Below are 25162 nucleotides of genomic sequence, written 5' to 3'. Positions count from 1 at the left end.
ATGATGTAAAGAGTTCCTTTGGTTGGTCGCATCCAGCCAATTTTTAGCCCCGTGGTCCGTTTGGTCATGGGGCTTTTTTTGTGTCGCTGATCAGCGTGTTAGCCATTTATAAAATATGTTGGATATGGCAGACGTCATAAAAAGTACTTCCCCAAGGATCTTTCCCTGAAGCAAGCGCTTGAGACCGCGAGGAAAATCCTGAACTTGCTGCCGATCCACAGTACCGCGCTTTATGTTCCACCACGGCATAACAACCGCTGAGGTGACGGCACACAGCCGAATCATTCTTCCTCGTATCGAATCGCCCCAGAACTGTTTGTTAGAAGTGACAAGGCTGCATTTATTTAAACGATCCTCCATTTCATCCAATCGTCGATACATCAGGAAAATGCCGACTACATTGATGCTAAGGACTACAAACAGAACGCTCACACTAAACCAGAACTTAAGAGGAAGATTGAGCCAGTAGTCAATATTCATAAATTTTCTCCCCTGCGTACTCACCCAACTCGCTTCCAAGACTGCCCCCAACCGCGCCCAAGGTCCCACCTGCGATTAACAGGCAACTCAATGATCCCGGCCCAGTTGTAGGGAGTAGTACGGTGAAACATAAAGCTGCCGCCATAGACCCACCTGCCATCCCCCCCAGAACCCCTCCTCCTAGCTTGCTCACTTCCACATATTTCGCCTGCCTGCACTGCTCCTCCCTCCCCGTGGAACAGGCTTCCTTGATCTCCAGCCCAGTGGACGCAGCGCTCAAAGCAATCCCCAACGGCGTCCCTGCCTTGAGCACTTTCGCCACCCTGGAAATCCGCGCAATCCTCTCGGCATATCGACTGATCTCCCCGGTATGCAAATAACTCTTGGTGGAAATACCGAGCATTTTCTTGATCGAGCCTTCATTACGCAAACCCGTGCCGTAACGGGCAAACCCGCGCAGTTGTGCTTCCAGTTTTTTGAACAGGGTTTGGCGACGCGCCAAAAACTCCTCCCGCGCTGCGCCACCGCCTCGGCGCAACGCCTGTTTATGCAGGGCATCGATTTCTTCCAGGGTTTTGACGATCGCCTTCAAGTGGTGATTCCACGCATCTCCCGCCGTGCCGATACCGAGCGACGTGTAGCCGAGCAGTTTCTGCAACAAATCGTAGTTTTGCAGGGCAAAGGCGTCGCCCCCTTCGGCCATCACGCTATGGCGGATACGCCAGGCGGATTGCATCAGCAGATGCTCTTCCGGCTTGCACAACGCCGTGGAGTCATCACCGATGATGACCAACTGCCCCGGCAGCACCACAACGTTTCGAATATGGGTATTGAGCCTGTCGAACTTGGCTTCGGCGTGCTGGCTCAAGCGCAATCTTGCCTTGAGTTCAACTGAGGTTTGTTGCCAATCATTGATAAACGCATAGGGCTGAGACATTAAAAACCTCTCAGCAGCAGTGGGCGAAGGGAGCCGGTTGATGTGGGCGTATTGCTTGCCATACGTGCATTCCTGATTGAATGAAGATGGCGTCGTAATCTAATTAACGGCTCAAGCGCTGTCGCGGATTTGCCCGGTGAATTCGCGCATCGTCGATCAACTTGGGAAATGGACTTCTCCTCGTCTACCAATAGCTGTCAGACACTTCCTAATAGCTATTCCAATGGAATAATTTCGTTAACCAATATGACTGCGGCAACGCAAATGACGCGAAACGTCACTAGTACCAGACAATGTAAAGAGTCTCTTTGGTTGGTCGCATCCAGCCAGTTTTTTACCCCGTACTCCATTCGATCACGGGGATTTTTTGGCTCAACAACTTAAGAAAAACATTCCTACTGAATACTATTTCATTTACGCAGCCAAAAAACGACGCCGCACATAAAGACAACGACGATGACGAAATAGATACCACGAAACAAGTTTTTCAGGCTGCGAGGAAACTCCTGGACTTGCTGCCAGTCAATGACACCGCGTTTCAAGTTCCGTTTTGGCAGCAATACTGCTACTGCGACCGCACCGAATCGCATCATTCTCCCTCGCGGTGAGTTGTCCCAAAACTGGGCGTGAAACACAACGAAACTGCATTTATTCAGAAGGCGCTCCATGTATTCCAAACGCCGATAGGCCAGAAAAGCATAGATCAGTAAGGCAACGCCGAGTGAAATACACAACGCTATTTCAAACCAGAAAATGATATGAGGACTTAGTAGATCATCAATATTCATAGAGTTTTTCACCCACCATTTCCCCACCTCTGCTGCCAATTCCCGTACCCCATTCGACCACGGCTTTTTTGGATCGGCAACTTAAGACGAATCCTCCTACTGAGCACTATTTCATTTACGCAGCCAAAAAACGACGCCGCACATAAAGACAACGACGATGACGAAATAGATACCACGAAACAAGTTTTTCAGGCTGCGAGGAAACTCCTGGACTTGCTGCCAGTCAATGACACCGCGCTTCAGATTCCATGTTGGCAGTAATACGGCTACTGCAACCGCAGATAACCGCATCATTCTTCCTCGCGGCGAGTTGCCCCAAAACTGAGAGTGGAAGGTAACGAGACTGCATTTGTTCAGAAGGCGCTCCATGTAGTCGAGACGTCGGTAGGCCAGAAAAACGCCTATTAGTACAACGATATTGATAGAGAGTATTAACGCCACCAGAAACCAAAACATAACGCGAGAATTTAAGAAATAGTCAACACCTAACACTATTTGCAAAGCCAAAAATAGGTACCAAAGGCAAAGAAAACCACACCAACGAAGAGCATTCCCCTGAACAGGTTTTTAAGGCCACGAGGAAATTCCTGAACTTGCTGCCAGTCAATAACGCCGCGCTTCAAATTCCTCTTTGGCTGTAGTACTGCCACTGTAATTGCAGACAACCGCATCATTCTTCCTCGCGCAGAGTTGTCCCAAAACCGGGAGTGAAATACGACGAGACTGCATTTATTCAAAAGCCGCTCCATATATTCCAGCCGTCGATAGGCCAGGAAAACACCTATGAGTACGACAACGACGACCGAAACACACAAGGCTAATTCAATCCAAAAAATGATGAGCGGATTTAGGAAGTTGTCAATATTCATAGAGTTTTTCACCCACCATTTCCCCACCTCTGCTACCAATCGCACCTCCTACAACCCCCCCAGCCGCGCCACCGATTAATAGACAAGCCAGTGAGCCTGGACCGGTTGTTGGTATCAATACGGCAAGACACAAACTTGATCCTATATAACCTCCTAGAGCGCCTCCTCCAACCCCCATCGTGAACTTCCCCACCTCCACATACTTAGCCTTCGTACACTGCTCTTCCCTCCCCGTGGAACAGGCTTCCTTGATCTCCAGCCCAGTGGACGCAGCGCTCAAAGCAATCCCCAACGGCGTCCCTGCCTTGAGTACTTTCGCCACCCTGGAAATCCGCGCAATCCTCTCGGCATATCGACTGATCTCCCCGGTATGCAAATAACTCTTGGTGGAAATACCGAGCATTTTCTTGATCGAGCCTTCATTACGCAAACCCGTGCCGTAACGGGCAAACCCGCGCAGTTGTGCTTCCAGTTTTTTGAACAGGGTTTGGCGACGCGCCAAAAACTCCTCCCGCGCTGCGCCACCGCCTCGGCGCAACGCCTGTTTATGCAGGGCATCGATTTCTTCCAGGGTTTTGACGATCGCCTTCAAGTGGCGATTCCAAGCATCCTCCGCCGTGCCGATACCGAGCGACGTGTAGCCGAGCAGTTTCTGCAACAAATCGTAGTTTTGCAGGACAAAGGCATCTCCCCCTTCGGCCATCACGCTATGGCGGATACGCCAGGCGGATTGCATCAGCAGATGCTCTTCCGGCTTGCACAACGCCGTGGAGTCATCACCGATGATGACCAACTGCCCCGGCAGCACCACAACGTTCCGGATATGGGTATTGAGCCTGTCGAACTTGGCTTCGGCGTGCTGGCTCAAGCGCAATCTTGCCTTGAGTTCAACTGAGGTTTGTTGACAATCATTGATAAACGCGTAGGGCTGAGACATTAAAACCCTCTCAGCAGCAGTGGGCGAAGGGAGCCGCTTGATGTGGGCGTATTGCTTGCCATACGTGCATTCCTGATTGAATGAAGATGGCGTCGTAATCTAATTAACGGCCCAAGCGTTGTCGCGGATTTAGCCGGTGGATTTGCACGCGGTAGATCAATTTGGGAAATGGACTACCCCTCGCAAGCTAATCGCTGTCAGACACTTCCCAACATCTACTCCAACAGACTGTTTTCATTAAATAACATGGCCACAGTAATGCAACGGACACGAAGGCCATCAGCGTCTTGTGATGTAAAAATCTCCTTGGATTGGTCGCCTCCAGCCAATTCTTTGCCCTACGGCCCATTCGGTCACGGCACTTTTTTAAAGTAGGTACAAGAGTGGCCCGATATAAAAGTATACGTTTCGACTAATGGAGGATTTCACTATGGCCGTTTTATTTACTGCGGAACAAATGAGGTACGCCAAAGCGTCTAACCCGTTCCAGATAAAGAACCCGGAACAAGTTGTCAATACATTCACGATAACGGAAGAATCAAAAGCTTCGGACACGTTGAAGCTTCGAAAACAAGAGTCGATTGATGATCTGAAAGCTTTTTTGAAAGACTACGACATGACATCGATCACCACCAACGAACTAAAAAAGTCGGCAGACGGCTTTATGAAAACGACGTAATTGATGGCGAGGCGTTTCATATGTTCATATCTGGCCTGGGTGCTTTTGATGCCAACGGCCAGCAAGCTGAAACTGACGTAAAATACAAGGCAATCGCCTTATTTAACGAAAAGCTGGAAGATTACCTTTCGTTTCTTGAAAGCCATCCCAACGTGAAGCGGTCACAAGGCATCCCCGAATATGTTCAAGGCATGTTCGCTGCCAATCATGCAATCAATGCACTGGCATTTTTTGTTAATTCTTCCCGCAGTGATCTCTCGATAGAGGAGCGTGCCTGGGTTTGGCTCTTTATCCCGTACACTCACTCCATCACAGGCGATTTGTCTCGTTCAAAATCAAACTACGATAATGCCCCGGATTCGACCCGACCCATTTACGAAACGCCTTGTAGAACGAACTGGCATCGGCAAATCCCAATCGCGTGGCAATTTCGGCAAAGCTGATCTGCGGTTCGGCCAGCCAGACAATCGCCAACTCTTTGCGCACGCTGTCCTTGAGCCCCTGATACGTTTGCCCCTCTTCCGCCAGGCGGCGGCGCAGGGTCGAGGCGGAGATGCACAGGTTGGCAGCCAGGCCGTCGGTTTCCGGCCAGGTCTCGGGCGGCATCTGGCGCAGGTCGTGCTTGATGCGCGTGGCCAGGCTGTCGGGGTCGCGGTATTTGACCAGGATATTGGCCGGTGCGTGGCCAAGGAAACGCTTGAGTTCTTCGGCGCTGCGCTTGATCGGTAGGTCGAGGCAATCGGCGGAGAAGATCATGCGCGTGCGCGGCCGGTCAAAACGCAGGTTGTCGGAGAACATCACCCGGTAATCGTCACAAAAATCCGGTTGTGGGCAGCGCAGTTCGATGGCCAGGATCGGTATACGCCGCCCCGCGAGCCAACAGGCGACGCCGTGGACGATCATCCAATAAGTGAAATAGCTGAACGCCCGGCGCGGCTCGGGCTCGGTTTCGAGCAGCACGATTTCCGCCAGGCTTTGCTGGCGCACCAGTTGGGCAGGCAAATGCTCGAACATCAATGACAGGAACGCCAAGCCGGTTTCCAGACCGGCCGCCACCGTCGGTTGAGCCATGGCCACGCGGCACAGAAACGCCAGGCTGCCGGACTTGAGCGGGCGCGGGTCCATGCCAAAAAACTCATCGTCCAGGCGCCGCGCCAGCAGGCGCCACAACCGAGCGTAGGTCGTGGCCGAGACACGTGCACCAGGCTGCAACAGCAGCTCGGGAGCAATGCCCGCCTTGCTCAAGGCCTCAACGCTCGCTGCCTCCGACGCGCAGCTCTGCAACAGGGCTTCGCGCACAAGGTGGATGGAGATGGTGTCTTTTTCCGACATGGGTGTGGGGCAATCCAACGGCACAAAAGGTGGGGTGCATCATAAGGGCGCTTGAGCTTTGCCACCACCGTTCAGCCGCCGTTCAGTAAAGGTCAATGTTTCTTGTTTGGCAATGAGTATCATTATGTTACAACTTAGCTTCCTATCCAATTTCCCTGCGGTGTCGAATGCTTGTTCCCTTTCTCATCATGTTGCGCGAAGGCATTGAAGCCGCATTGATCGTTGGCATCATCGCCAGTTACCTGCAACAGACCGGCCGTGGCCAGTGGATGCCCGCCGTGTGGGTCGGTGTCTTCCTCGCCGCGGCCCTGGCCTTGCTGGTCGGTGGCGGCCTGGAACTGATGAGTGCCGAATTTCCGCAAAAGCAGCAGGAATTGTTCGAAGGCGTGGTCGGCCTGGTCGCCGTGGGCATTCTCAGTTCCATGGTGTTCTGGATGCGCAAGGTTGCACGCTCGATCAAACATTCGCTGCACCAATCCCTCGACCATGCCCTGGCCGGCTCGCACCACCAAGTCACCGCACTGATCCTGATGGTGTTTTTCGCCGTGGCCCGTGAAGGCCTGGAAACCGTATTTTTCTTGTTGGCGGTGTTCCAGCAGAGTGAAGGCCCCGGCGCACCGCTGGGTGCCCTGCTCGGCCTGGTGCTGGCGATCATCGTCGGGTTCCTGATTTACAGCGGCAGCATGCGCCTGAACCTCGGCGCGTTTTTCCGCTGGACTGGCCTGTTCATCCTGGTGGTGGCCGCCGGCATCCTCGCCAACTCCGTGCAGGCCCTGCATGAAGCCGGCGTGTGGAACCACCTGCAAAGCGTGCTGTTCGATGTCAGCGCGACGTTGCCGATGGATGGCCCGGTGGGCTCGGTACTCGCCGGGATGTTCGGCTATCAGGATGCGCCGACCGTCAGCACGCTGGGGGCCTACCTGATCTACCTGGTGGTGGCCCTGGCGATGTTCTTCCTGCCCGCGGCACCCGCCAAGCCGGTCGCCGCGCCCTCTTCCGTTTCTCACCCGTAAGGACCGTCCCTTGTCCAACCCAACTCCTCAACCGGCCTCGCCGCCACGCGCCTTGCGCTGGGCGGTGGCCGGCTCGGCGGTCGTGATGATCGCCGCCGGCGGCCTGTTCTACTATGCCTCGCAGCTGGCAGCGACCAAGCGCCAGACCCACCAAGATGAAACCGTCGTGACCATTCACGGCCACGCTTGTGAACCCAACGCACTGACCGTTGCGGCCGGGCGCGCGAGTTTTCGCATCATCAACCGCTCCGACCGCGCGGTGGAATGGGAGATCCTCGACGGCGTGCTGGTGGTCGAAGAACGCGAAAACATCGCGCCGGGCCTGAGCCAGGTGATCAATGCCAATCTGTTGCCCGGCGACTATGCAATTACCTGCGGCCTGTTAAGCAACCCGCGCGGCACCTTGCACGTAACGCCGACGGCGGCATCCGACGCCCAAGCCAAGGCCAAGCCGTCGATGGTGGCGTTTATCGGGCCGTTGTCGGAGTTCCGTGTGTACCTGAGCAGCCAGGCCAGCGCTCTGATCAAGGCCACGACCGCCTTGCAACAAGCGATCGACGCCGGTGACCTGGCCCAGGCTCAGGCGCTGTATGTGCCGGCCCGCGAGGCTTATCAGCGTCTCGCCGCGGCGTCGCAACGCCTGGCGCAACTGGATAACGCGATCAACGCCCGCGCCGATTATTTCGAAAAACGCGAGCAGGACCCAGCCTTCAGCGGCTTCCACCGCCTCGAATACGGCCTGTTCCAGCAACGCAGCCTCGATGGCCTGGCCCCGCTGGCGCAGCGCCTGGTGAGCGACGTCGGCACCCTCAAACAACAGTTGCTGGCGCAGTCGCTGCCACCGGAACAACTGGTGAGCATCGTGGTGCGCAACCTCAATAGCCTGGCCGACGTGCGCGCCGTCAGTGGCGAAGAGGAGCGCTACAGCCATATCGACCTGAACGGTTTCGCCGCCAACCTGGATGCCGCGCGCAAGGTGGTGGACCTGATGCGTCCGCTGCTGAGCAAGTCCGCCGCCGACCTGTTGCCGAACATCGACACGGCCCTCGCCGCGTTCGAGACGGCGCTCGATGGTTTGAAAGTCGACGGCCAATTCAGCCGCTACGACCGTGTTACCGCCGATCAGCGCAAGCAGATCGCCGACAAGGCCAAGGTACTGGCCGCCGCACTCGATGGAATCGACCCCGCCCTTGGCCTCTCCGGCCTACAGTGAAGACGACCGCATACATGAGTGATTTACCACCGTTAGACCTTCAACGCCGTCGCGTCCTGCTGGGCATGGCCGCCACCGGTGCCGCGCTTGCCGGCAGCACCTTGAGCTGCCCGGCCATGGCTGCTGCCGCCGAGCAAGTGACCACCGCCCCGCGCAGCGACAAGACCCAGGACCATCACGATTTTTTCGGCAAGCACCAAAGCGGCATCGTCACCCCGCGCCCGGCCTGCGGCATGCTGGTGGCCTTCGATGTCCTGGCTGCTGATCGCGACGACTTGGAGCGGCTGTTCCGCACCCTCAACGAGCGCATCAGCTTCCTGATGACCGGCGGCAGCGTGCCGCAGGTCGACCCGAAACTGCCGCCCACCGATTCGGGCATCCTCGGCCCGGTGGTTACGCCGGATAACCTGACCATCACCGTATCGGTCGGCGAATCGCTGTTCGATGAGCGTTTCGGCCTCAGCGCAGCCAAACCCAAGCGCCTGATCCGCATGGTCGGTTTCCCCAACGATGCGTTGGAAGCGGCGCAGTGCCACGGCGACCTGAGCCTGCAATTTTGCTCCAACACTCCGGATACCAATATCCACGCCCTGCGCGACATCGTGAAGAACCTGCCCGACCTGCTGCTGGTGCGCTGGAAGCAGGAAGGCAGCGTGCCGCCACAGGCGCCCGCCCGCCCCGGCGAGCCTGCGCAGAGTGCGCGCAACTTCCTGGGCTTTCGTGACGGTTCGGCCAACCCGAATTCCAACGATGCCAAGACCATGGACCAAGTGGTCTGGGTGCAGCCCGGCAGTGACGAACCGGCCTGGGCGGCCAATGGCAGCTACCAGGCGGTGCGGATCATTCGCAATTTTGTCGAGCGTTGGGACCGCACGCCGCTGCAGGAACAGGAAAGCATCATCGGCCGCATCAAGTCCACCGGCGCGCCCATGGGTGGCCAGCACGAAGCCCAAGTACCCGATTACAGCAAAGACCCGCAAGGCAAGCTGACCAAGCTCGATGCCCATATCCGCCTGGCCAACCCGCGCACCCCGCAGACCCAGGCCAACCTGATCCTGCGCCGGCCGTTCAACTACTCCAACGGCGTCAACAAAAACGGTCAGTTGGACATGGGGCTGCTGTTCATCTGCTACCAGGCCGACCTGGAAAAAGGTTTTATCAGCGTACAAACCCGGCTCAACGGCGAGCCCCTGGAGGAGTACCTCAAGCCAGTCGGCGGCGGGTATTTCTTCACCTTGCCGGGGGCAACGGGACCGAAGGATTTCATCGGGCGCACGCTACTTGCTGCAACGCACGTTCAACCTCCTGCCAACACTTAAAGCGGAAACCGTCCCATGAACAAGTCGACTCTCGCGCTGTCGCTGTTAATCACCCTCTCGCCCCTGGCGGCCTTCGCCGCCACGGCGCCGCTGGACCTGGTAGGCCCGGTGTCGGACTACAAGATCTACGTCACCGAACAAATCGCTGAGCTGGCGACCCAGACCCAGGCGTTCACCGACGCGGTGAAAAAAGGCGACCTGGCCACCGCCAAGCAGTTGTATGCGCCGACCCGCGTGCATTATGAGGCCATCGAACCGATCGCCGAGCTGTTCAGCGACCTCGACGCGGCCATCGATTCGCGGGTCGACGACCACGAAAAAGGCGTGAAGGCCGACGACTTCACCGGCTTTCACCGTATCGAGTACAGCCTGTTCGCCGAAAACACCACCCACGGCCTCGACGCCTTGGCCGACGGCCTGAACAACAACGTCAAGGACCTGCAGACGCGCGTGGCCGGCCTGACCTTCCCGCCGGAAAAAGTCGTGGGCGGCGCCGCAGCCCTGCTCGAAGAAGTCGCCGCCACCAAGATCTCCGGCGAGGAAGACCGCTACAGCCACACCGACCTGTATGACTTCCAGGGCAACATCGACGGCGCGAAGAAAATCGTCGACCTGTTCCGCGGCCAGATCGAGAAACAGGACACGGCCTTCCTGGCCAAGGTCGACAAGAACTTCGCCAGCGTGGACACGATCCTGGCCAAGTACAAGACGGCGGACGGCGGTTTCCAGACCTACGACAAGGTCAAGGAAAACGACCGCAAAGCCTTGGTCGGCCCGGTCAATACCCTGGCTGAAGACCTGTCGACCCTGCGCGGCAAACTGGGTTTGAACTGAGCCCTCTAGGCCTCGCTCAACGGTCGGTACCCTTCCAACGGCGTACCGACCGGCAAGCCGCTTTCAGGATTGGCCGCATACCAATGCGCGCCCATTTGCACCGCTCGAACGGGCACGCCTTGATGGTGCCCATTGTGCGTTGCCACCGCGCGATCTATTGCCGCGTGTACGCCGAAGAATGTGCGCAACTTTTCCTGCGCCGCGAGCATGTTCGCGAACGCCGACACGTTGGGCGCGCTGTTCAACGCGCGAGGCAAGGCGAGCACGCCTTTGGCACTGTTGACCAACAGATCGGCAGCGCCATCTACCGGATTCAAAAACGCGCTGACCACGCTCACGCCCTTTTCCAGCACGCGGAATGCCTTGGCGCCAAAAGGCGCGACGACCTTGGTGGATTTGACCAACGAGCGCACCGCCGTTCCCGCGCCACCTAGAAACGCACCGGCCGTATCGATCAACAAGCCCCGCGTACCTTCGATGATATTGCCCTTGGCCAGGTCCACGATGGCCCCGACAAACGGAATCATGCTCAGCAAAATACTGTCGTTGCGTTGCGACACTTCTCGTTGTTGCTCAAGGGGTAATTGGCCCTGGGCGTACTTGAGCACACTGTCGCGGTGATGAATGAAATTGCCCTGCATGATCCGGTCGACAATCGCTTGGCTGCGGGGCGATGCAAAGCTGTTGGGCACCGCCGCGCTCACGCGGCCATCCGCAGCCGCGGGAGCGGCCGGCAAGGTATCACCGAGCTTATCGATAATGATGCCGGCGAACGAAACGTCCGATCGCGGCAAGGCATCGGAGGTGTAGGCGGTGAAGTCGAACGGCTCCACTGCGCCGTTCTGCAACAGGACCGTCGAGGGCGCCCAACGTCCGTAGGTGCGCTGCGTCTCTTCGAGGGTGCCGCCCAGCACCAGTTGCTCGGGTAAGTCCGTGCGCTTAACGATCATCATCTTGGCCGGGAACACTTCAAAGTAGCTGATCTCCCCGTTGTAGTCACAGCGGATCAGCGTGCCTTTGCGCCCTCGTCGCGCTTCGACTTGCGCGGATGTCTGGTCCAGCGTGGGCACCCCGTCGATCTGTTCGCGCAGGGTAAACAGCTCGACGGCGCCATACTCCAGGGCCTGGCGATCAGCCAGGGGCAAGTTGGCGATCATGCGCTTGGTGGTAATGCCCAAGCCTTGCTTGAGGCTCGCCAGGTAGCCGTCGACTTCGCTCACCACTTGCCCCGGCAGGCTGGGCAAACGGTTGATCCTGGCATTCAGGGCGCGCACGTTTTTGACGATGGCAGCTTGTTCGGTGCGACTTGGGCGTGCGTTTGAAAAGGGCGTTCTTGCAGCGCCAGTGGCGCCGGGAGTGTCAGCCTCCAGCAGCATCCAGCGGTCCCTGACCAGGTCGCCGGTCATATAGGTCTCGATCAGCGAACGGATCTTGGGTTCCGAGACCTTCATGTTGCGGCGCTCGTCCGGGTCCGCAACGTAGACCTGCAACGCTTGCAACTGGGGCCCGCTGAGTTCCGGGAACACCTTCTGCAGGTTCGCGACCGCCTGGTCCCGGCGTGTCGGCAGCGGCGTCTTGAACGCCATCAGGGCCTGCAGGAGTTGCTCGCGCTGGGCCTGAAAGGCTTCACTGGCCTGCTGGTAGTGCTGCGGTGTATAGCGACCGTCGGCGGTCTTGGCGTAAACCCCTTGCATCAAGCCCCAGTCCAGCAACACGTCGACGCCGTGGTTATCCAGCACTGCCGCCTCGTCCGCAGTGCGTGCATCCAGCCGGGCAAGCGCCATGATTTCCGGGTAACTCATCGCCCGCGAGCTGCCCGCGCCGCCTTGACGTTCGGCAAAGGTCACGCCCAGGCGCAGATCCGCCCATTCCGCAGACCCCATGCGCAGCGTGGAGGGAACATCCCGAATCAGAAACTCAGGGGCGGCAGCGGCCAGAAACAGGTGGGCCAACAGGGGCGCGACCTTGGGGTCCAGTGAGGTTTTTTTCCACAGGTGCGTTTCGATATCCGTGCGTACCGAGGCCAGCGTCCGCCCATTGTTGGCAGGTTGGTAGATGTCATAGCCGGCAATGGTCCCGGGGCGTCCCGGGGCGTCGGGGTCGATTTGCAACATGATGGCCGCCAGCACCCACTGCTTGGCTTCGAGCGTCGAGAGTTGATCGCTGCCGGACGCGCCCTGGAACTGGCGATTACGCGCCACGGCCCTGCCCCAGTTCAACACCACGGGGCTGTTCAGGACCTGCTCAAGGAAGCGCTCAGCGTCGGCGCGCAAGGTGCCTGCGCTGTTGAGAGCAAGCACCCCGCGGATATCCAGGACACGCAGCAGGTTCACCGCAGGCTTGTTGCCAGGAGTATCGTCATCGCTCAACTCCGCCACGAAGCGTTTGTCGGCGTCGGACAAGACGCCAGGGGCCCACTGACGCGCGATCAACTGTGCATAGCCCCCCAGCGCCGGCGCTGGCGGCAGCGCAGCGTCGAGCCAGCGCAGGATATTGCGCACCTCCCGCGCCGTCTTCGGCACCGACAACCCATGGGACGCCAGCACCTCGCTGACCGCTGCCTGCTCGGCGCCGTCAATCGCCAGCGACGAGGTGCGGCTGATCGGCGTTTGCACGTCGGCCAGCAACACCTCGTCTTCATCGGAGAGGTGCCGCACGCGCTCACTCAAGGTGCCCGCCAGATGCACGCGCTCGTCCATCACGTCGATGACTTTTCTAGCCCTCAGGTTGCGCTGCTCCAGGCGCCCCTTGACCTCCGGCGACAAGGCAGACCAATCCGCCGTCGAGAGTGCCTGGCGCACAGTCTGCAGTTCGTCGGCGGTGTGCGGCGGGGGAATACCATACCCCTGCAACACCGCGTTGCGAGACAAGCCTTCGCTCTCGGGATGCACATACGCAAGCCCGTTGCCGGCCACATCCAGGGCGGCAGCGGCGGCGCGCAGCCTGGCGCTGACCTGCCACCATCCCGAGGTGTCGTTCAAGGTGAAGGTCTTTTGTGTCGCTACCCCACTGTCGACGACCCAACCGCTGACCGAGTCGGGTTTGACCACGACGGTATCCAGGGCCATCCCTTTGCTGGCGACCCAGGCCCGCATCTCGGCGGTATTGAAGGCACTGCGCAGCGCCTCGAAGCCTGGACGAATCGTGGCGCCATGGGGAATCTGGACGCTCGAGTCCGCTAACTGACGCAGGGCCGAGGTGCTCAACGCCGTGTGTAACTGATGATCGGCCTCCGCCGACGTGGCCGGCGCTGGCTGCAAGGTCCATGGCGGCGCCGCGCTGGCCGGTAGATCGGATGGCGCCGCGCGCCGGTAGCGCACAACGGTTTCGGGGATGATGCTGCCAATCGGCGCCGGCGCGGCGCTCAGCGCCAGCGGAATTGGCGAACGGGCATGAAGGATTGGGGAGACGGGCGACATTTCTAGTTCCTCTCTACCAGTGAATGGCAAGAGTTCTTGTCCTTAAGAACTGTCGAGAGAAAACATACCCGCCTGGGCCAGCGCTGCGTGTAGGCGAACTCTCAAGGCTTTGAAGGCAGCAAGAGAGTTCGTTGCGCGATGCCCGTGTTACAGAATGCGATACAACAACCGCTCGATCCGCACGCGGCTGACGCGGCGCAGGAACTTGCCGACTGCCTGCGGGTAATCCACCAGGGTCTGCAGTTGCTGATAACCTTCGATGCGCGTGGTGTGCTGGAAAATCTGCGCCAGCTCGGTGCGCCGGGGTTCCAGCCACTCGCTCTTGGGGTCATCGATCAGCAAGGCGTTTTCCAGGTCAAGGCGGAACGCGCGTGGGTTGAGGTTGTTGCCGGTCAGCAACGTATAACGCTGGTCGACCCACATGCCTTTGAGATGGTAGGTGTTGTCGCCGTCGCGCCACAGGTGCAGGTTCAATTGGCCGCTGTCGATCATCGGCTGATGGCGCTTGGCAAAGCGGCGCAGGCTGATTTCATAGAGGTACGGCAAGGCCGCGATCACCTTGAACGGCTCGCTGGGCGAAATGTAGAAGTCGTTGGCGGTCTTGTCGCCGACGATGATGTCGATCTTCACCCCGCGCGCCAGGGCGCGGTTGATTTCCCGGGTCACCGGCAGCGGCAGGTTGAAGTATGGCGTGCAAATGGTCAGTTGATGCTGGGCGCTGGCGATCAGTTCGAGGATCACCCGGCTCAGGGGGTTGTTCTTACCGACACCGAGCAAGGGGCTGACAGACAGGTGGCCGTTGGGCAACTGGCCGCTGGTGGTGTCGTAGGCCGCGTGCTTGAGGCGGCTGCGCAGGTCGCCGATATCGTTGCGCAGGCTGCGGGTCGTCGGCGGGTTGGGCAAGTCGAGGCGATGCACGGCCTTGGATGCCATCAGCCCGTGCTCCACCAGGTGTTGCATCGAATCCGCCAGCGGTGCGCTGTGGATCAGGTGGTAACGGTCGAAACGGTACTTGTCGAATTTGTGCAAATACACGTTGTTCAGGCTGGCGCCGCTGTACAGCACGCTGTCGTCGATCACAAAGCCCTTGAGGTGCAACACGCCGAACAGTTCGCGGGTCTGCACCGGCACGCCGTAGACCGGCACCTCGGTGGCATGGCTTTGGGTCATGGCCTGGTACCAGGCGCTGTTGCCCGGCTGTTTACCGGCGCCGATCAGCCCGCGCTGGGCGCGCAGCCAATCGACCAGCACCACGATGTCCAGCTCCGGGCGTGCGGCCTTGGCGGCGTGCAAGGCGTCGTAGATCTCCTGCCCCGCCTCGTCCTGCTGCAAGTACAGCGCGACGATATAGATGCGTTGGGTAGCCTGGGAAATTTTCTCCAGCAGGCAACGACGAAACGCAGCGGCGCCGGACAGCACCTCAATCGCCTCGGTGGAGAGTGGGAAAGCGCGCAGTTTGGGCAACAGGGAACGTTTGAAGAACGACGGCATAAGGCTCGCAATGGGTCGAATCCGAAGAGGCCCAGAGCTTACACCATGGGGGTGCTCAGGTCTCGTGGCCAGTCAGTGAAAAACCTTGTTGCGAAAGAAGAACGATCGTTCTACTGTATGGCACATGAACGATATTACCCGCAACATTATCCTCGACGTCACCGAGAAGCTGATCTATCGCCACGGCATCGCCGCCACTGGCATGGACTTCCTGGTGAAAACCGCCGGTGTCTCCCGAAAGAGCATCTACCGCTATTTCGCCAATAAGGACGAACTGGTGATCGCGGCCCTGCAACGTCGCGACGCGCGCTGGATGCACTGGCTGCGGGCCGAGGTGGAACGCCGTGAAGACAGCGGCGAGCGCCTGCTCGCAGTGTTCGACGCGCTCAAGGCCTGGTTCGGTTCGGCGGACTTTCGCGGCTGCGCATTCATCAACACCAGCGGCGAAACCGGCGACCCGCAAGCCCCGGTACGCCTGCTGGCGAAGGCGCATAAACACAAACTCTTCGAGTACCTGCTCGAACTGTGTCAAGCCCATGGCACGCCCGAGCCGCAACGGCAGGCCGCGCAACTGCTGATCCTGATCGATGGCGCCATTACCGTGGCCCTGGTGACGGGCGATGCAATCGCGGCGGATACGGCGCAATCCATGGCACGAACGCTATTGGGACTTTAAACCCACAGGCATCGCAACTTTCGATCAACCCTTATTGTTTTAAGGAGCCGCCCAATGTCATCCCCTGCAGAAACCCGCCCACCTCTGCCGCCGTTTACCCGCGAGTCGGCCATCGAAAAAGTCCGCCTGGCCGAAGACGGCTGGAACTCCCGCGACCCGCATCGGGTGTCCCTGGCCTACACCCTGGACACCAAGTGGCGTAACCGCGCTGAATTCGCCTACAACCGCGAACAAGCCAAAGACTTCCTCAGCCGCAAATGGGCCAAGGAGTTGGATTACCGGTTGATCAAGGAATTGTGGGCGTTCAGCGATAACCGTATCGCGGTGCGCTATGCCTATGAGTGGCACGACGACTCGGGCAACTGGTTCCGTTCCTACGGCAACGAAAACTGGGAATTTGACCAGCACGGCCTGATGGCCAACCGTTTTGCCTGCATCAACGACATGCCGATCAAGGACAGCGAGCGCAAGTTCCATTGGCCGTTGGGACGGCGTCCGGACGATCATCCGGGGCTGTCGGAGTTGGGACTCTAGCCTGTAGCCGCAAGCGTGAAGCTTGCGGCTTATTGCTCAATCCTGGTTCAGACCCACTCGGTACAACACCCCATCATCCTCATCGGTCAATACATACAAAAAGCCATCCGGCCCTTGCCGCACGTCGCGAATCCGCGCATTCAAGCCGCCGAGCAAGCGCTCTTCATGGATCGCCTTGTCGCCGTCGAACTGCAGGCGAATCAGCTCCCGGCTGGCCAGTGCGCCAATGAACAGATTGTGCTGCCATGCCTGGAAGCGGTCGGCATCGTAGAATGCCATGCCACTGATCGCCGGGGATTTCTCCCACACATGGTGCGGCGCCACAGTACCGTCCACCACCTTGCCCTTGGCCTCGGGGATCGGTGTCAGCGAATAGTTGATGCCATGAGTCGCCATGGGCCAGCCGTAGTTCTTGCCGCGTTCGATGATGTTGATTTCATCTCCGCCACGCGGCCCGTGCTCGTTTTCCCAGAGCGTGCCGTTCCACGGGTTCAACGCCAGCCCCTGCGGATTGCGCTGGCCGTAGGACCAGATTTCGGGGCGCACGCCCGGCTGCCCGACAAAGGGGTTGTCATCCGGCACGCGGCCGTCCGGGTAGATCCGCACCACCTTGCCTTGCAGCTTGTCCAGGTCCTGGGCGGTGGGTCGGTCGTTGTTTTCACCCAGGGTGACGAACAGGTAGCCGTCGCGATCAAAGGCCAGGCGCGAGCCGAAATGATTGCCGGTGGAGAGCTTGGGCTCCTGGCGCAGGATCACCTTGAAGTCGCGCAAACCGCTCAGGTCATCCGCCAACCGCCCGCGACCGACCGCAGTGCCGGCTGTGCCGCCCTTGCCGCCGCCTTCGGCATATGACAGGTACACCAGGCGGTCCTGTTTGAAGTCCGGCGACAGCACCACATCGAGCAAACCACCCTGGCCCTTGGCCCAGACCTCAGGCACGCCGGTCAGCGGCGCCGACAATTTGCCATCCGGGCTGACGACCCGCAGGTGGCCGGGACGCTCGGTGACGAGGTAGCCCTGTTTGTCCGGTAAAAACGCCACGGCCCACGGATGATCCAGGCCTTTGGCGATCGGCGTGGCGCTGATGCTGCCTTGTTCGCTGGGAAACTGCTGGGCTTCGGCGGCATACAGCGTTGTCAGCGGCAATAAGGCGCTTGCGCAACACGCGGCAAGCAGGGTTTTGCGTAGAGACATAAGACGGGGTCCTTACCGGCGCTCAAGGCCGGCGATTGCCGTTGGCGTCAACCGTGGGGGCTTTGGTTTCCGTCGCCGGGCGGCTAGGCGCAGCCTGGCGTTGCGGATAGCGATTGCCGATGCCGCCGTTTTCCAGGGTCGGCGTGCGCGTGGTCGGCCCGGTCTGGATGCCGCGAATCGCCGGCGCATTGGGCTGGGTGCCCTGCATACTGTTGGGATTGGCCCGGTGGATCGGGCTATTGTTGGCGTCATTGCTGCCGGGCAAGTTTTGCGCCTGGGCACTGGCGCAAAGCGCCAGGCCTAGCGCCAATGCTGCAAGATGTCGCACACAGGTGATCATGACAAAGCCTCTTGGGACGAGGAGTACATGCTTTCGATACCACGCTACGCTTTGGGTTCGCCTTTGGTAACTAAATAGTTTCTCATTAGATGTAACACGTTCTGTCCGAGCATCCGCGCACCGCAACTTCCACGCCAGCGATCGCACGGATGCCAGGTGTGTAAAAAGCCAGCGAAAAGGCCTCTTGAGCCGACCAAGATAGGGAGCACGATATGGCAAAGCCCCTGAGCGAATACAACCGCAAACGCGACTTCAAGATCACCGCCGAACCTTCCGGCGCCGCGTCGGGCGCGCAGCGCAATACATCGGCGCTGACGTTCGTGATCCAGAAGCACGACGCACGCAATCTGCACTACGATCTGCGCCTTGAGCTCGATGGCGTGCTCAAGAGCTGGGCGGTGCCCAAGGGCCCCAGCCTCGACCCCAGCCAGAAACGCCTGGCGGTGCAAGTCGAAGACCACCCCTTGAGCTACGGCAGTTTCGAAGGCAGCATTCCGGCCGGCCAATACGGCGCCGGCGATGTGATCGTCTGGGACCGTGGCATTTGGCACCCCCACGACGATCCACAAACCGCCTACGCCGCCGGCAAACTGGAATTCACCCTGGCCGGCGAAAAACTCTCAGGCGATTGGGCCTTGGTACGCACCCACCTCAAAGGCAGCGGCGACAAGGAACGGTGGCTGCTGATCAAGGAAAACGACCGGCACGCCCGCCCGGCCAGCGACTACGACATCACCGAAGCCCAGCCGCAAAGCGTGCTCAGCGGTGCCTGCGTGGGGAACGCCAGGCCCACGCCCGCGCCGCAAAAGACCGCCACGTCGGTCACCCTCGCCGGTGTGCAGATCACCCATGCCGAGCGCGTCATCGATCTCGCCAGCGGCACCCGCAAGCTGCAACTGGCGCAGTTTTACCAGAGCATCAGCGAATGGCTGCTGCCCTTCCTGCGTCACCGCCCCGTTTCCTTGCTGAGGGCGCCGGAGGGCATCGACGGCGAGCAATTTTTCCAGAAGCACTCGGAGCACCTGGCGATTCCCCATATCAAGCAACTGGACCAGCGCCTGGACCCTGACCATGCGCGCCTGATGCAGATCGACAGCCTCGCCGCCCTGATCGGTGCGGTGCAGATGGGTACCGTCGAACTGCACACCTGGGGTGCCACCTCGGACAAGATCGAAACCCCGGACCTGTTCGTCCTCGACCTCGACCCCGATCCGGCCCTGCCGTGGAAAGCCATGCTGGAGGCGGCGCAGTTGACCTTGTCGGTGCTCGACGAGTTGGGCCTGCAAGCCTTCGTCAAGACCAGCGGCGGCAAAGGCCTGCACCTGATGATCCCGCTGGCGCGCCGCGATGATTGGGCCACCGTGAAAGCCTTCGCCAAAGCGATCGCCCAGTTCATGACCCAACGCCTGCCGGAACGCTTCACCGCCACCTCCGGGCCGAAGAATCGACAGGGCAAGATCTTCATCGATTACCTGCGTAACGCGCGCGGTGCCAGTACGGTGGCGGCCTATTCAGTGCGCGCACGCCCCGGCCTGCCGGTGTCGGTGCCAGTCAGTCGCGAGGAGTTGAAGGGGTTGCGCGGCGCCCAGCAGTGGACGGTCGCCAACCTGCAACAGCGGTTGCAGGGTTTGAAGGGCGACCCGTGGGCGGGTTATGCCAACAGGCAGAGGCTCAGCAAACAGATGTGGGACACGTTGGGCGCGACGCCACCGCAGTGAGTCGCGCCACGTCGAGGTTCAGATCAGGATGAAGATCAGCGCAAGCACCGCGAAGATCGCCCACTTTTCCAGGTAGTAGCGCGTGCGGTTACGCTTCTTGAGTTCCTTGCCGCGCAGGCGGATTTTGTACAAGCGGCTAAACGCACGGTTCAGCCCGCCGGTCTTGTCGCCCGCGTCGTTCGGCGCGCCGGCGGCGGCCATCACCGTGCGGCTGAACCAGCGGTTGAACGCGGCCGCCCAGCGGTACTTCATTGGCCGCTCGACGTCACAGAACAGAATGATGCGGTTCTTCTGGGTGGCGTTTTCTGCGTAGTGGATATAGGTCTCGTCGAACATCACCGGTTCGCCGTCGCGCCAGGAGTAGTTCTCGCCGTCCACATTGATGTAGCACCCCGGATCGTTGGGGGTATCCAGGCCCAGGTGGTAGCGATAGGAACCGGCGTAAGGGTCGCGGTGGCGCACCAGCTTGGAGCCCGGCGGCAACTCGGCGAACATCGCGGCCTTGACCGAGCCGATGCTCTGCAGCAACTCGGTGGTGCGCGGGCACAGCTTCATCGCCGAGGGGTGGCTGTCGCCATACCATTTCAGGTAGAAGCGCTTCCAACCCGACTTGAAGAACGAGTTGAAACCAACGTCGTCGTATTGGTCCGAACGCTTGATCGCGCCCGCCTGCATCAGGGTATGGGCTTCCTGGCGGATTTCTTCCCAATGCTCCTGCAGTGGGCTCAGGTCCGGGAAGTCGCTGGGTGAGAGATACGGTCGGCTGGGTAGCTTGGAGAACAGGTAGAGAAAGCAGTTGATCGGCGCCAGGAACGTAGAGTGATCGCTGAGCTGGCGTCTCAGTTTATGCCGAACCCGGCCACGCAGGTGGACATACGCAATAGAGGCAACGTAGAGGAAAACAATAATGAGTTTCAATGGATTTCGTCACAAGTCAGGAGAAAACAGGCTGCTCCTGCGGGCCCACGACGGCCGAGGTTGGATAGCAGCACATGAAATCACAATTCACATACAGGCGGCACGACCGGCGGATAGCCCTTCGGTTCATAACCATCGCCCGATATTTAGCCACAATTTGTAACTAAAGGTTAACTAAGAATTGTGAAAAGCTGTCCACTGATTGTAATTGGAGGGGGCACGGGGGCTTGTCATGGGACAAGCCCTTTCGCATTAAACGTTACGGCAGCGGCTGATCATCCTTGCGCTCACGCCGGGAAAAGCGCCCGTCTTCCAAGCTCGAATAAGGCACGGTTTCGCGCCGGGTCAGCACAAAATGGCGGACCAGTGCGATGAACAAGCCGAGGATCAACCCCGCGACCAGGCTCAAGGCGATCACCAGGGCTTTTTTCGGTTTGATCGGCGCCAGAGGCTCCTGGGCGCGGCGGTCGACGGTGACCAGCTTGAGGTTGCTCATGTCGATGTTGAGATTACGCAAGCGCGCAACTTCAGCACGAAGCGGTTCAACATCCTGCAGGAAGATGTCTTCATTCCCACGCTTGCGCAGCACTTCAACCTCACGGTTGACCTCCAGCAGTTGCAACTCCTTGCCGATCTCGGCGACGCGAGGGTTGGTAAAGTCGTCGCTGGTCCGCTGTTGTAGCGCAACGCGCTCGGCCTCCAGGGCCTCGGTGCCGAGGAAGAAAAGCGGGATCTTCTGGTTGTTGACCTCGGTACGCATCACCTGGCTCGAACCGCCTCGTGCGGCATCCGCCATGGACGATGGCGTGGTCGGCGTTTTGATACCCATGGACTTGGCGATGGCAATGGCTTCCGACAGCTCTGCCAGGCGGTTGGTACGCTCCATTTTCATCTGCAGGCGCAGGGCACTGAGTTCATCTTGCAACTGGGCGCGCTTGAGTCGGTCATCTTCCAACAGCTTGGCGATCTTCGATTCCTTATCGGTATCGTAGTTGGCGCGCGCAGCGTCGATCTTGCCTTTGAGTTCATTCAGGCGGTTGTTGACGATCACCTTGAGGTCCGCACCGACTTGTTCGCGCTCCGCCGCAATGGCGTAGTCGACAAAGCCGTTCAGAATCGCCACACCGTCCACATCGCTCGGGTACTGCAACTCCAGGCGGATATAACTGCTCAACGAGTCTGACTTTTTCGGGTCCGGCAGAATCAAGTTGACCGAGTTGCGGTTGAAGTCTTCAAAACTCTGCTCCAGGCTTTGCCCAGGCTTCTGGAACGCAGTGAACAATTGCTCATGGGATCTGAAAAAGCCCAGCCTCGCCTCATAAGAGTCCAACTGCGCGCCCACCTTCGACAACGCATCGGCCGGCGGCAACTTGTAGACTTCGGAACGGTTCAATGCATCCAGTTCATTGATCGCCGCCGGGCGCAAGACACTGCTGACCTCATATGTCCGCGGCGCCAGGAAGGCATAACCGACGCCCAGCACGCCCGCCAGAATCGTACACCCCACTACCAGTTTTTTTTGCTGCCAAATCGAGTGGAACAGTTCAAGCAGGTCGATTTCATCTGAAGAGCTAGAAACAGTATGCGGGGAAGTTCGATTCAAAATGAAAGCACCTTAAAAATGATACTAAACGGCCATCACCGTCAAAAACCTGAATACCCCAGTAAAGAATCAGGGACAACGCCCTGAAGCCCACAGAGCAGGCTAACCAATCGCTATCTGACCACTCAGTCAGACGAAAAATCCCACGCTATTAAAGTTTGTTTCCCTTCATTCAAGCGATCATTGCCACTGGCGTTCATCAAGTAGGAATATTCTTGTCACAAGAATAGTCAAAAGTTTGTTAAATAGCTGCTCGCACTCGAAAAAATCGCGATAAAAGCCTGATAACACGAAGCTTCCTACGGATAAACCTGTATATACCCGGCTTTTTCTGACCGTTCGGTCGCGCTATTCAGCGCTATGCGCCTCAACAAAAAGGAATTTGTATGACATCCATTCTCGACTCGGACTACCAAGCCCTGCAGGGCACATGGCAGCAGGTCTCGCTCGAAGACAGCGGCGTGCTCAACCCGCCCGACGCCCACAGCGCCCCCGGTGCAATCACCACCCTTACCGACGATCACTTTGAAGTGCTCACCGTTGATGGCAAACGACTACTGGCCGGCCGATTCTTCCTGGACAGCACCACCCATCCCAAAAGCATCACCTGGATCGATGCCATGGGTGATGACGCGGGCAAGCTGCTGCCGGCCAGCTACCGCCTGGAAGGAGACGAGTTCGTATTCATCGCGGCGGATGAAGGCATGCCGCGACCGTGTGTATTCAGCACCGGCCCCGGGCAGACAATGCGTACATTCGTGCGTCGATCCTGAGCCCCGCGCCCATCTGAACTTGCGACGGGATTTTCACAAAGCATTCACCTTCCGGTCTATAGGGTGAAGCCTACCTACTCCAGTGAATCCCTTAGCCCGCCTCCCCCGGCGGGCTTTTTTTACGCGCAAAACAGCTCAGGGCAGGCGCTTGGTCGCCGTCAGGGTAAAACACAGCGGCAACTGGGCCGCCTGATCCTCGTACTGGTCGTAGAGTTCTTCGCGATTTGAATGCGGGTACTCTTGCAGATGAGCGATCTGCAACCGCGCCGCAATCGCTGCGCTGACCACACTGCCCAGCGTGTGTACAAACCAGTAGGACGTCGGCCCCGCGACTGCGCTCTGCCCTTCATAGACGATCGACTCTTGCAGCACAAAAGGCTCACGCTGGAAGTACGAACTGGCAGGCAGCAGCGGATTGGCTGCCAGCGGGTCGAACACTTCCAGGAACGGGTGGGTTTCGTACATCACCAGGGTGCCGCCGGGCTTCAGCGTTGTGGCGACCTGGCGCATGAACCGCGCCACATCCGGCATCCAGCCCAATACGCCGATGGTCACCAGGGCGATATCGAAGCGTGCGTGCAAGCGCTCGGGCAAATGGTGGATCTCGGTTTCGATGAATTCCGGGCTGTAGGGTGAGAGTGCCGCCAGTTCCCGAGCCTGATCGAGAAAGGCACGGGATTGGTCCACGCCGACGACCGTGCGTGCGCCCAGGCCGAATAACGACAAGCTTTCGCGGCCGTTGTTGCAACACAGCTGCACCACGTCTTTGCCGGCAACACCGACATCTTGCAACAAGGCGGTGAGAGTCGGGTCCAGGCACGAAAAATCCGGTTCGGCGACCGAGGCCAGCAGCGCCCTCCAGGTGTCCGTGTCTTTGTGCATCTGGGCGGATTCGTCCCAGGCGTCCTTGTTGCTGGCAATCGCCTGCTGGGCTGAGGGCATGTCCATTGCGTCTCCAGAAAGTCGGTTACAGTGAGCTACGGAAAATAAGCCAATTGCTCGTCAGATGAAACCCTCGCCTGCGGCCGAACTTATCTCCCGGCCCAGGTCACCAAACCGCCGACCTCGGTCATCTTCGTACCCTCACAGGCACAGACGACGGGTCAGGTCATTCAGCAACCATCGGCCTGCGTTGCCTAAATACGGGATCTAACGGACACCCCGCTGACCTTCGTGACAGCCCCCTGGTTACAGGCTTACTTCCCCCCCCCAACATTCGCCTGAAATGAAAGCGGTGTTGCAACTATCCGATGAACTTGCGGCCGAGTTGCTGGAAACCGATCACTTGGTTATTTCAACACCCGTCTACAACTATAACGTCCCTGCGGCACTCAAGGCCTGGGGCGATCATGTGGTGCGTAAAGGCCTGACCCTGGGCGTTGATGGCAAAGGACTGGTGACCGGTAAAAAAGCAACAGTGCTGCTCGCCTCGGGAGGTGTATATACCGACGACTCGCCGATTAAAGACCGTGACATTGCGACCCACTATTTGAAACTGATCCTGAACGTCCTGGGTATCACTGACATAACCTTTATCGCGGCCGGCGGCGCTAAAACCGTAGATCTCGGAGAACTCAGCATGCAGGACTTTCTAGAGACATTTGATCATCAAATTCAAAAGTCGCTGGTTTAGACGGCTGTTTTCCTTAGCCATACGACTCTGCTCGATCGACTACGTGTGGTTAAACGGGGATTCACTTATGCGGCAGCAACTGAGCGGTACGCGTTTCGCTCTGCCCAAAAAGTTGCGACTCCGACTGGACCTTTTATCCGACTTGAAAATGCCGTTGATTTTCTCGCCACCGACGCACTCGGAGTGCGTGAAGCAGACGACCGACCTGCACTACAGGGGACTCCAACACCGAAAGTGTTGAACATCCGTCGTCGACCGCCATACAACTGTCGTCACACCTATGCGACAATATGCAGTATGTCTGGCATGAACCCCGCCTTCATTTCCCAGCAGCTCGGCCATCGTGCGCAGATGCTGCTCTCGACTTATGCGCGTTGGATCAACCCAAGCTCGGACTGGAGCGAATCGGAAGAGCTCCAGATTGGTCCCAAATTGGTCCCAGCTCAAATAAGCGCACCCTAA

The 25162-nt window shown here is 58.8% G+C and carries 24 protein-coding genes and 1 pseudogene; 11 read left to right on the top strand and 14 right to left on the bottom strand.

Annotation, left to right across the window (positions count from 1 at the left end):
• Positions 1–90: 90 nt before the first annotated feature.
• The 6 genes from C5F70_RS08470 to C5F70_RS08445 all read right to left on the bottom strand — a co-directional run bounded on the left by C5F70_RS08470 (position 91) and on the right by C5F70_RS08445 (position 4011).
• The gene (locus C5F70_RS08470) at positions 91–480 is read right to left on the bottom strand and encodes a hypothetical protein (RefSeq protein ID WP_017847280.1); all 390 of its coding nucleotides are present in this window, start codon (positions 478–480) and stop codon (positions 91–93) included.
• A complete protein-coding gene (locus C5F70_RS08465; RefSeq protein WP_104903095.1) occupies positions 470–1417 on the bottom strand; it encodes a hypothetical protein in 948 nt (315 codons plus the stop codon). Before C5F70_RS08465 ends, C5F70_RS08470 begins: the two co-directional genes overlap by 11 nt.
• A gap of 410 nt (positions 1418–1827) precedes the next feature.
• Positions 1828–2205 (bottom strand): hypothetical protein, encoded by a 378-nt coding sequence (locus tag C5F70_RS08460; protein WP_104903094.1) that lies wholly within the window; start codon positions 2203–2205, stop codon positions 1828–1830.
• Between the two features lie 111 nt (positions 2206–2316).
• A complete protein-coding gene (locus C5F70_RS08455; protein ID WP_256588373.1) occupies positions 2317–2712 on the bottom strand; it encodes a hypothetical protein in 396 nt (131 codons plus the stop codon).
• Positions 2697–3074: a hypothetical protein gene (locus C5F70_RS08450; RefSeq protein ID WP_104903092.1), complete on the bottom strand. Its 378-nt coding sequence runs from the start codon at positions 3072–3074 to the stop codon at positions 2697–2699. The genes C5F70_RS08455 and C5F70_RS08450 overlap by 16 nt, the downstream gene beginning before the upstream one ends.
• Entirely contained in the window at positions 3064–4011 is a 948-nt protein-coding gene (locus tag C5F70_RS08445) for a hypothetical protein (protein WP_104903091.1), read from the bottom strand. The genes C5F70_RS08450 and C5F70_RS08445 overlap by 11 nt, the downstream gene beginning before the upstream one ends.
• Before the next feature lie 430 nt (positions 4012–4441).
• On the opposite strand from C5F70_RS08445, the gene C5F70_RS30990 reads away from it, so the two are divergent.
• Complete coding sequence (locus C5F70_RS30990; protein WP_256588372.1) at positions 4442–4690, top strand: hypothetical protein; 249 nt, start codon at positions 4442–4444, stop codon at positions 4688–4690.
• Positions 4691–4999: 309 nt separating this feature from the next.
• Here C5F70_RS30990 and C5F70_RS08435 read toward each other — a convergent pair whose 3' ends face one another.
• Positions 5000–6022, bottom strand: coding sequence for an AraC family transcriptional regulator (locus C5F70_RS08435; RefSeq protein WP_046486474.1), 1023 nt, complete (start codon positions 6020–6022; stop codon positions 5000–5002).
• A 167-nt stretch (positions 6023–6189) separates the two neighbouring features.
• On the opposite strand from C5F70_RS08435, the gene efeU reads away from it, so the two are divergent.
• From efeU to efeO (C5F70_RS08415), 4 genes are read left to right on the top strand one after another with little or no spacing between them, the layout of a single operon-like run.
• Complete coding sequence (efeU, locus tag C5F70_RS08430) at positions 6190–7035, top strand: iron uptake transporter permease EfeU (protein WP_104903090.1); 846 nt, start codon at positions 6190–6192, stop codon at positions 7033–7035.
• Positions 7036–7045: 10 nt separating this feature from the next.
• The gene (efeO, locus tag C5F70_RS08425) at positions 7046–8248 is read left to right on the top strand and encodes an iron uptake system protein EfeO (protein ID WP_017847275.1); all 1203 of its coding nucleotides are present in this window, start codon (positions 7046–7048) and stop codon (positions 8246–8248) included.
• Between the two features lie 14 nt (positions 8249–8262).
• A complete protein-coding gene (efeB, locus tag C5F70_RS08420; RefSeq protein WP_104904547.1) occupies positions 8263–9567 on the top strand; it encodes an iron uptake transporter deferrochelatase/peroxidase subunit in 1305 nt (434 codons plus the stop codon).
• Between the two features lie 15 nt (positions 9568–9582).
• Complete coding sequence (gene efeO / locus C5F70_RS08415) at positions 9583–10401, top strand: iron uptake system protein EfeO (protein WP_017847273.1); 819 nt, start codon at positions 9583–9585, stop codon at positions 10399–10401.
• Positions 10402–10406: 5 nt separating this feature from the next.
• Here the strand turns inward: efeO (C5F70_RS08415) and C5F70_RS08410 are convergent, their stop codons facing one another.
• Positions 10407–13820, bottom strand: a complete 3414-nt coding sequence (locus C5F70_RS08410) for a hypothetical protein (RefSeq protein ID WP_104903089.1) — start codon at positions 13818–13820, stop codon at positions 10407–10409.
• 147 nt (positions 13821–13967) lie between these two features.
• Positions 13968–15311 carry a CDP-diacylglycerol--serine O-phosphatidyltransferase gene (gene pssA / locus C5F70_RS08405; RefSeq protein ID WP_017847271.1) on the bottom strand — a complete coding sequence of 448 codons (1344 nt, stop codon included), beginning with the start codon at positions 15309–15311 and terminating at the stop codon, positions 13968–13970.
• A gap of 124 nt (positions 15312–15435) precedes the next feature.
• On the opposite strand from pssA, the gene C5F70_RS08400 reads away from it, so the two are divergent.
• Together C5F70_RS08400 and C5F70_RS08395 are read left to right on the top strand one after the other, a co-directional pair.
• Positions 15436–15987 (top strand): TetR/AcrR family transcriptional regulator, encoded by a 552-nt coding sequence (locus C5F70_RS08400; protein WP_104903088.1) that lies wholly within the window; start codon positions 15436–15438, stop codon positions 15985–15987.
• A 54-nt stretch (positions 15988–16041) separates the two neighbouring features.
• The gene (locus C5F70_RS08395; RefSeq protein WP_046383231.1) at positions 16042–16521 is read left to right on the top strand and encodes a nuclear transport factor 2 family protein; all 480 of its coding nucleotides are present in this window, start codon (positions 16042–16044) and stop codon (positions 16519–16521) included.
• A 36-nt stretch (positions 16522–16557) separates the two neighbouring features.
• Here the strand turns inward: C5F70_RS08395 and C5F70_RS08390 are convergent, their stop codons facing one another.
• Positions 16558–17715 carry a PQQ-dependent sugar dehydrogenase gene (locus tag C5F70_RS08390; RefSeq protein ID WP_057005535.1) on the bottom strand — a complete coding sequence of 386 codons (1158 nt, stop codon included), beginning with the start codon at positions 17713–17715 and terminating at the stop codon, positions 16558–16560.
• Positions 17716–17737: 22 nt separating this feature from the next.
• Entirely contained in the window at positions 17738–18055 is a 318-nt protein-coding gene (locus C5F70_RS08385) for a hypothetical protein (RefSeq protein WP_017847267.1), read from the bottom strand.
• Between the two features lie 212 nt (positions 18056–18267).
• Here C5F70_RS08385 and ligD point away from each other — a divergent pair, with 212 nt between their 5' ends.
• Positions 18268–19773: a DNA ligase D gene (ligD, locus tag C5F70_RS08380; RefSeq protein ID WP_104903087.1), complete on the top strand. Its 1506-nt coding sequence runs from the start codon at positions 18268–18270 to the stop codon at positions 19771–19773.
• 18 nt (positions 19774–19791) lie between these two features.
• On the opposite strand, the gene lpxO is transcribed toward ligD, so the two are convergent.
• Together lpxO and C5F70_RS08370 are read right to left on the bottom strand one after the other, a co-directional pair.
• Positions 19792–20691 carry a lipid A hydroxylase LpxO gene (lpxO, locus tag C5F70_RS08375; protein WP_017847265.1) on the bottom strand — a complete coding sequence of 300 codons (900 nt, stop codon included), beginning with the start codon at positions 20689–20691 and terminating at the stop codon, positions 19792–19794.
• Positions 20692–20950: 259 nt separating this feature from the next.
• The gene (locus tag C5F70_RS08370; RefSeq protein WP_026140065.1) at positions 20951–22294 is read right to left on the bottom strand and encodes an LPS O-antigen chain length determinant protein WzzB; all 1344 of its coding nucleotides are present in this window, start codon (positions 22292–22294) and stop codon (positions 20951–20953) included.
• Between the two features lie 386 nt (positions 22295–22680).
• Here C5F70_RS08370 and C5F70_RS08365 point away from each other — a divergent pair, with 386 nt between their 5' ends.
• Positions 22681–23067, top strand: a complete 387-nt coding sequence (locus C5F70_RS08365) for a TIGR03067 domain-containing protein (RefSeq protein WP_104903086.1) — start codon at positions 22681–22683, stop codon at positions 23065–23067.
• A 135-nt stretch (positions 23068–23202) separates the two neighbouring features.
• Here the strand turns inward: C5F70_RS08365 and C5F70_RS08360 are convergent, their stop codons facing one another.
• Positions 23203–24015 carry a bifunctional 2-polyprenyl-6-hydroxyphenol methylase/3-demethylubiquinol 3-O-methyltransferase UbiG gene (locus C5F70_RS08360; protein WP_104903085.1) on the bottom strand — a complete coding sequence of 271 codons (813 nt, stop codon included), beginning with the start codon at positions 24013–24015 and terminating at the stop codon, positions 23203–23205.
• A gap of 277 nt (positions 24016–24292) precedes the next feature.
• On the opposite strand from C5F70_RS08360, the gene C5F70_RS08355 reads away from it, so the two are divergent.
• Together C5F70_RS08355 and C5F70_RS30985 are read left to right on the top strand one after the other, a co-directional pair.
• Positions 24293–24700 carry an FMN-dependent NADH-azoreductase gene (locus C5F70_RS08355; protein WP_104903084.1) on the top strand — a complete coding sequence of 136 codons (408 nt, stop codon included), beginning with the start codon at positions 24293–24295 and terminating at the stop codon, positions 24698–24700.
• Between the two features lie 145 nt (positions 24701–24845).
• Positions 24846–25162: pseudogene (locus C5F70_RS30985) on the top strand (site-specific integrase); the annotation flags it as partial.

The organism is Pseudomonas sp. LH1G9 (assembly GCF_002949975.1).
GTDB lineage: Bacteria > Pseudomonadota > Gammaproteobacteria > Pseudomonadales > Pseudomonadaceae > Aquipseudomonas > Aquipseudomonas veronii.
This window is presented reverse-complemented; position numbering and strand designations above follow the sequence as displayed.

Coding starts and splice junctions, on each gene's coding strand:
- C5F70_RS08470 (WP_017847280.1), bottom strand. CDS start 480: ATGAATATTGACTACTGGCTCAATCTTCCTCTTAAGTTCTGGTTTAGT.
- C5F70_RS08465 (WP_104903095.1), bottom strand. CDS start 1,417: ATGTCTCAGCCCTATGCGTTTATCAATGATTGGCAACAAACCTCAGTT.
- C5F70_RS08460 (WP_104903094.1), bottom strand. CDS start 2,205: ATGAATATTGATGATCTACTAAGTCCTCATATCATTTTCTGGTTTGAA.
- C5F70_RS08450 (WP_104903092.1), bottom strand. CDS start 3,074: ATGAATATTGACAACTTCCTAAATCCGCTCATCATTTTTTGGATTGAA.
- C5F70_RS08445 (WP_104903091.1), bottom strand. CDS start 4,011: ATGTCTCAGCCCTACGCGTTTATCAATGATTGTCAACAAACCTCAGTT.
- C5F70_RS30990 (WP_256588372.1), top strand. CDS start 4,442: ATGGCCGTTTTATTTACTGCGGAACAAATGAGGTACGCCAAAGCGTCT.
- C5F70_RS08435 (WP_046486474.1), bottom strand. CDS start 6,022: ATGTCGGAAAAAGACACCATCTCCATCCACCTTGTGCGCGAAGCCCTG.
- efeU (WP_104903090.1), top strand. CDS start 6,190: ATGCTTGTTCCCTTTCTCATCATGTTGCGCGAAGGCATTGAAGCCGCA.
- efeB (WP_104904547.1), top strand. CDS start 8,263: ATGAGTGATTTACCACCGTTAGACCTTCAACGCCGTCGCGTCCTGCTG.
- efeO (WP_017847273.1), top strand. CDS start 9,583: ATGAACAAGTCGACTCTCGCGCTGTCGCTGTTAATCACCCTCTCGCCC.
- C5F70_RS08410 (WP_104903089.1), bottom strand. CDS start 13,820: ATGTCGCCCGTCTCCCCAATCCTTCATGCCCGTTCGCCAATTCCGCTG.
- pssA (WP_017847271.1), bottom strand. CDS start 15,311: ATGCCGTCGTTCTTCAAACGTTCCCTGTTGCCCAAACTGCGCGCTTTC.
- C5F70_RS08400 (WP_104903088.1), top strand. CDS start 15,436: ATGAACGATATTACCCGCAACATTATCCTCGACGTCACCGAGAAGCTG.
- C5F70_RS08395 (WP_046383231.1), top strand. CDS start 16,042: ATGTCATCCCCTGCAGAAACCCGCCCACCTCTGCCGCCGTTTACCCGC.
- C5F70_RS08390 (WP_057005535.1), bottom strand. CDS start 17,715: ATGTCTCTACGCAAAACCCTGCTTGCCGCGTGTTGCGCAAGCGCCTTA.
- C5F70_RS08385 (WP_017847267.1), bottom strand. CDS start 18,055: ATGATCACCTGTGTGCGACATCTTGCAGCATTGGCGCTAGGCCTGGCG.
- ligD (WP_104903087.1), top strand. CDS start 18,268: ATGGCAAAGCCCCTGAGCGAATACAACCGCAAACGCGACTTCAAGATC.
- C5F70_RS08365 (WP_104903086.1), top strand. CDS start 22,681: ATGACATCCATTCTCGACTCGGACTACCAAGCCCTGCAGGGCACATGG.
- C5F70_RS08360 (WP_104903085.1), bottom strand. CDS start 24,015: ATGGACATGCCCTCAGCCCAGCAGGCGATTGCCAGCAACAAGGACGCC.
- C5F70_RS08355 (WP_104903084.1), top strand. CDS start 24,293: ATGAAAGCGGTGTTGCAACTATCCGATGAACTTGCGGCCGAGTTGCTG.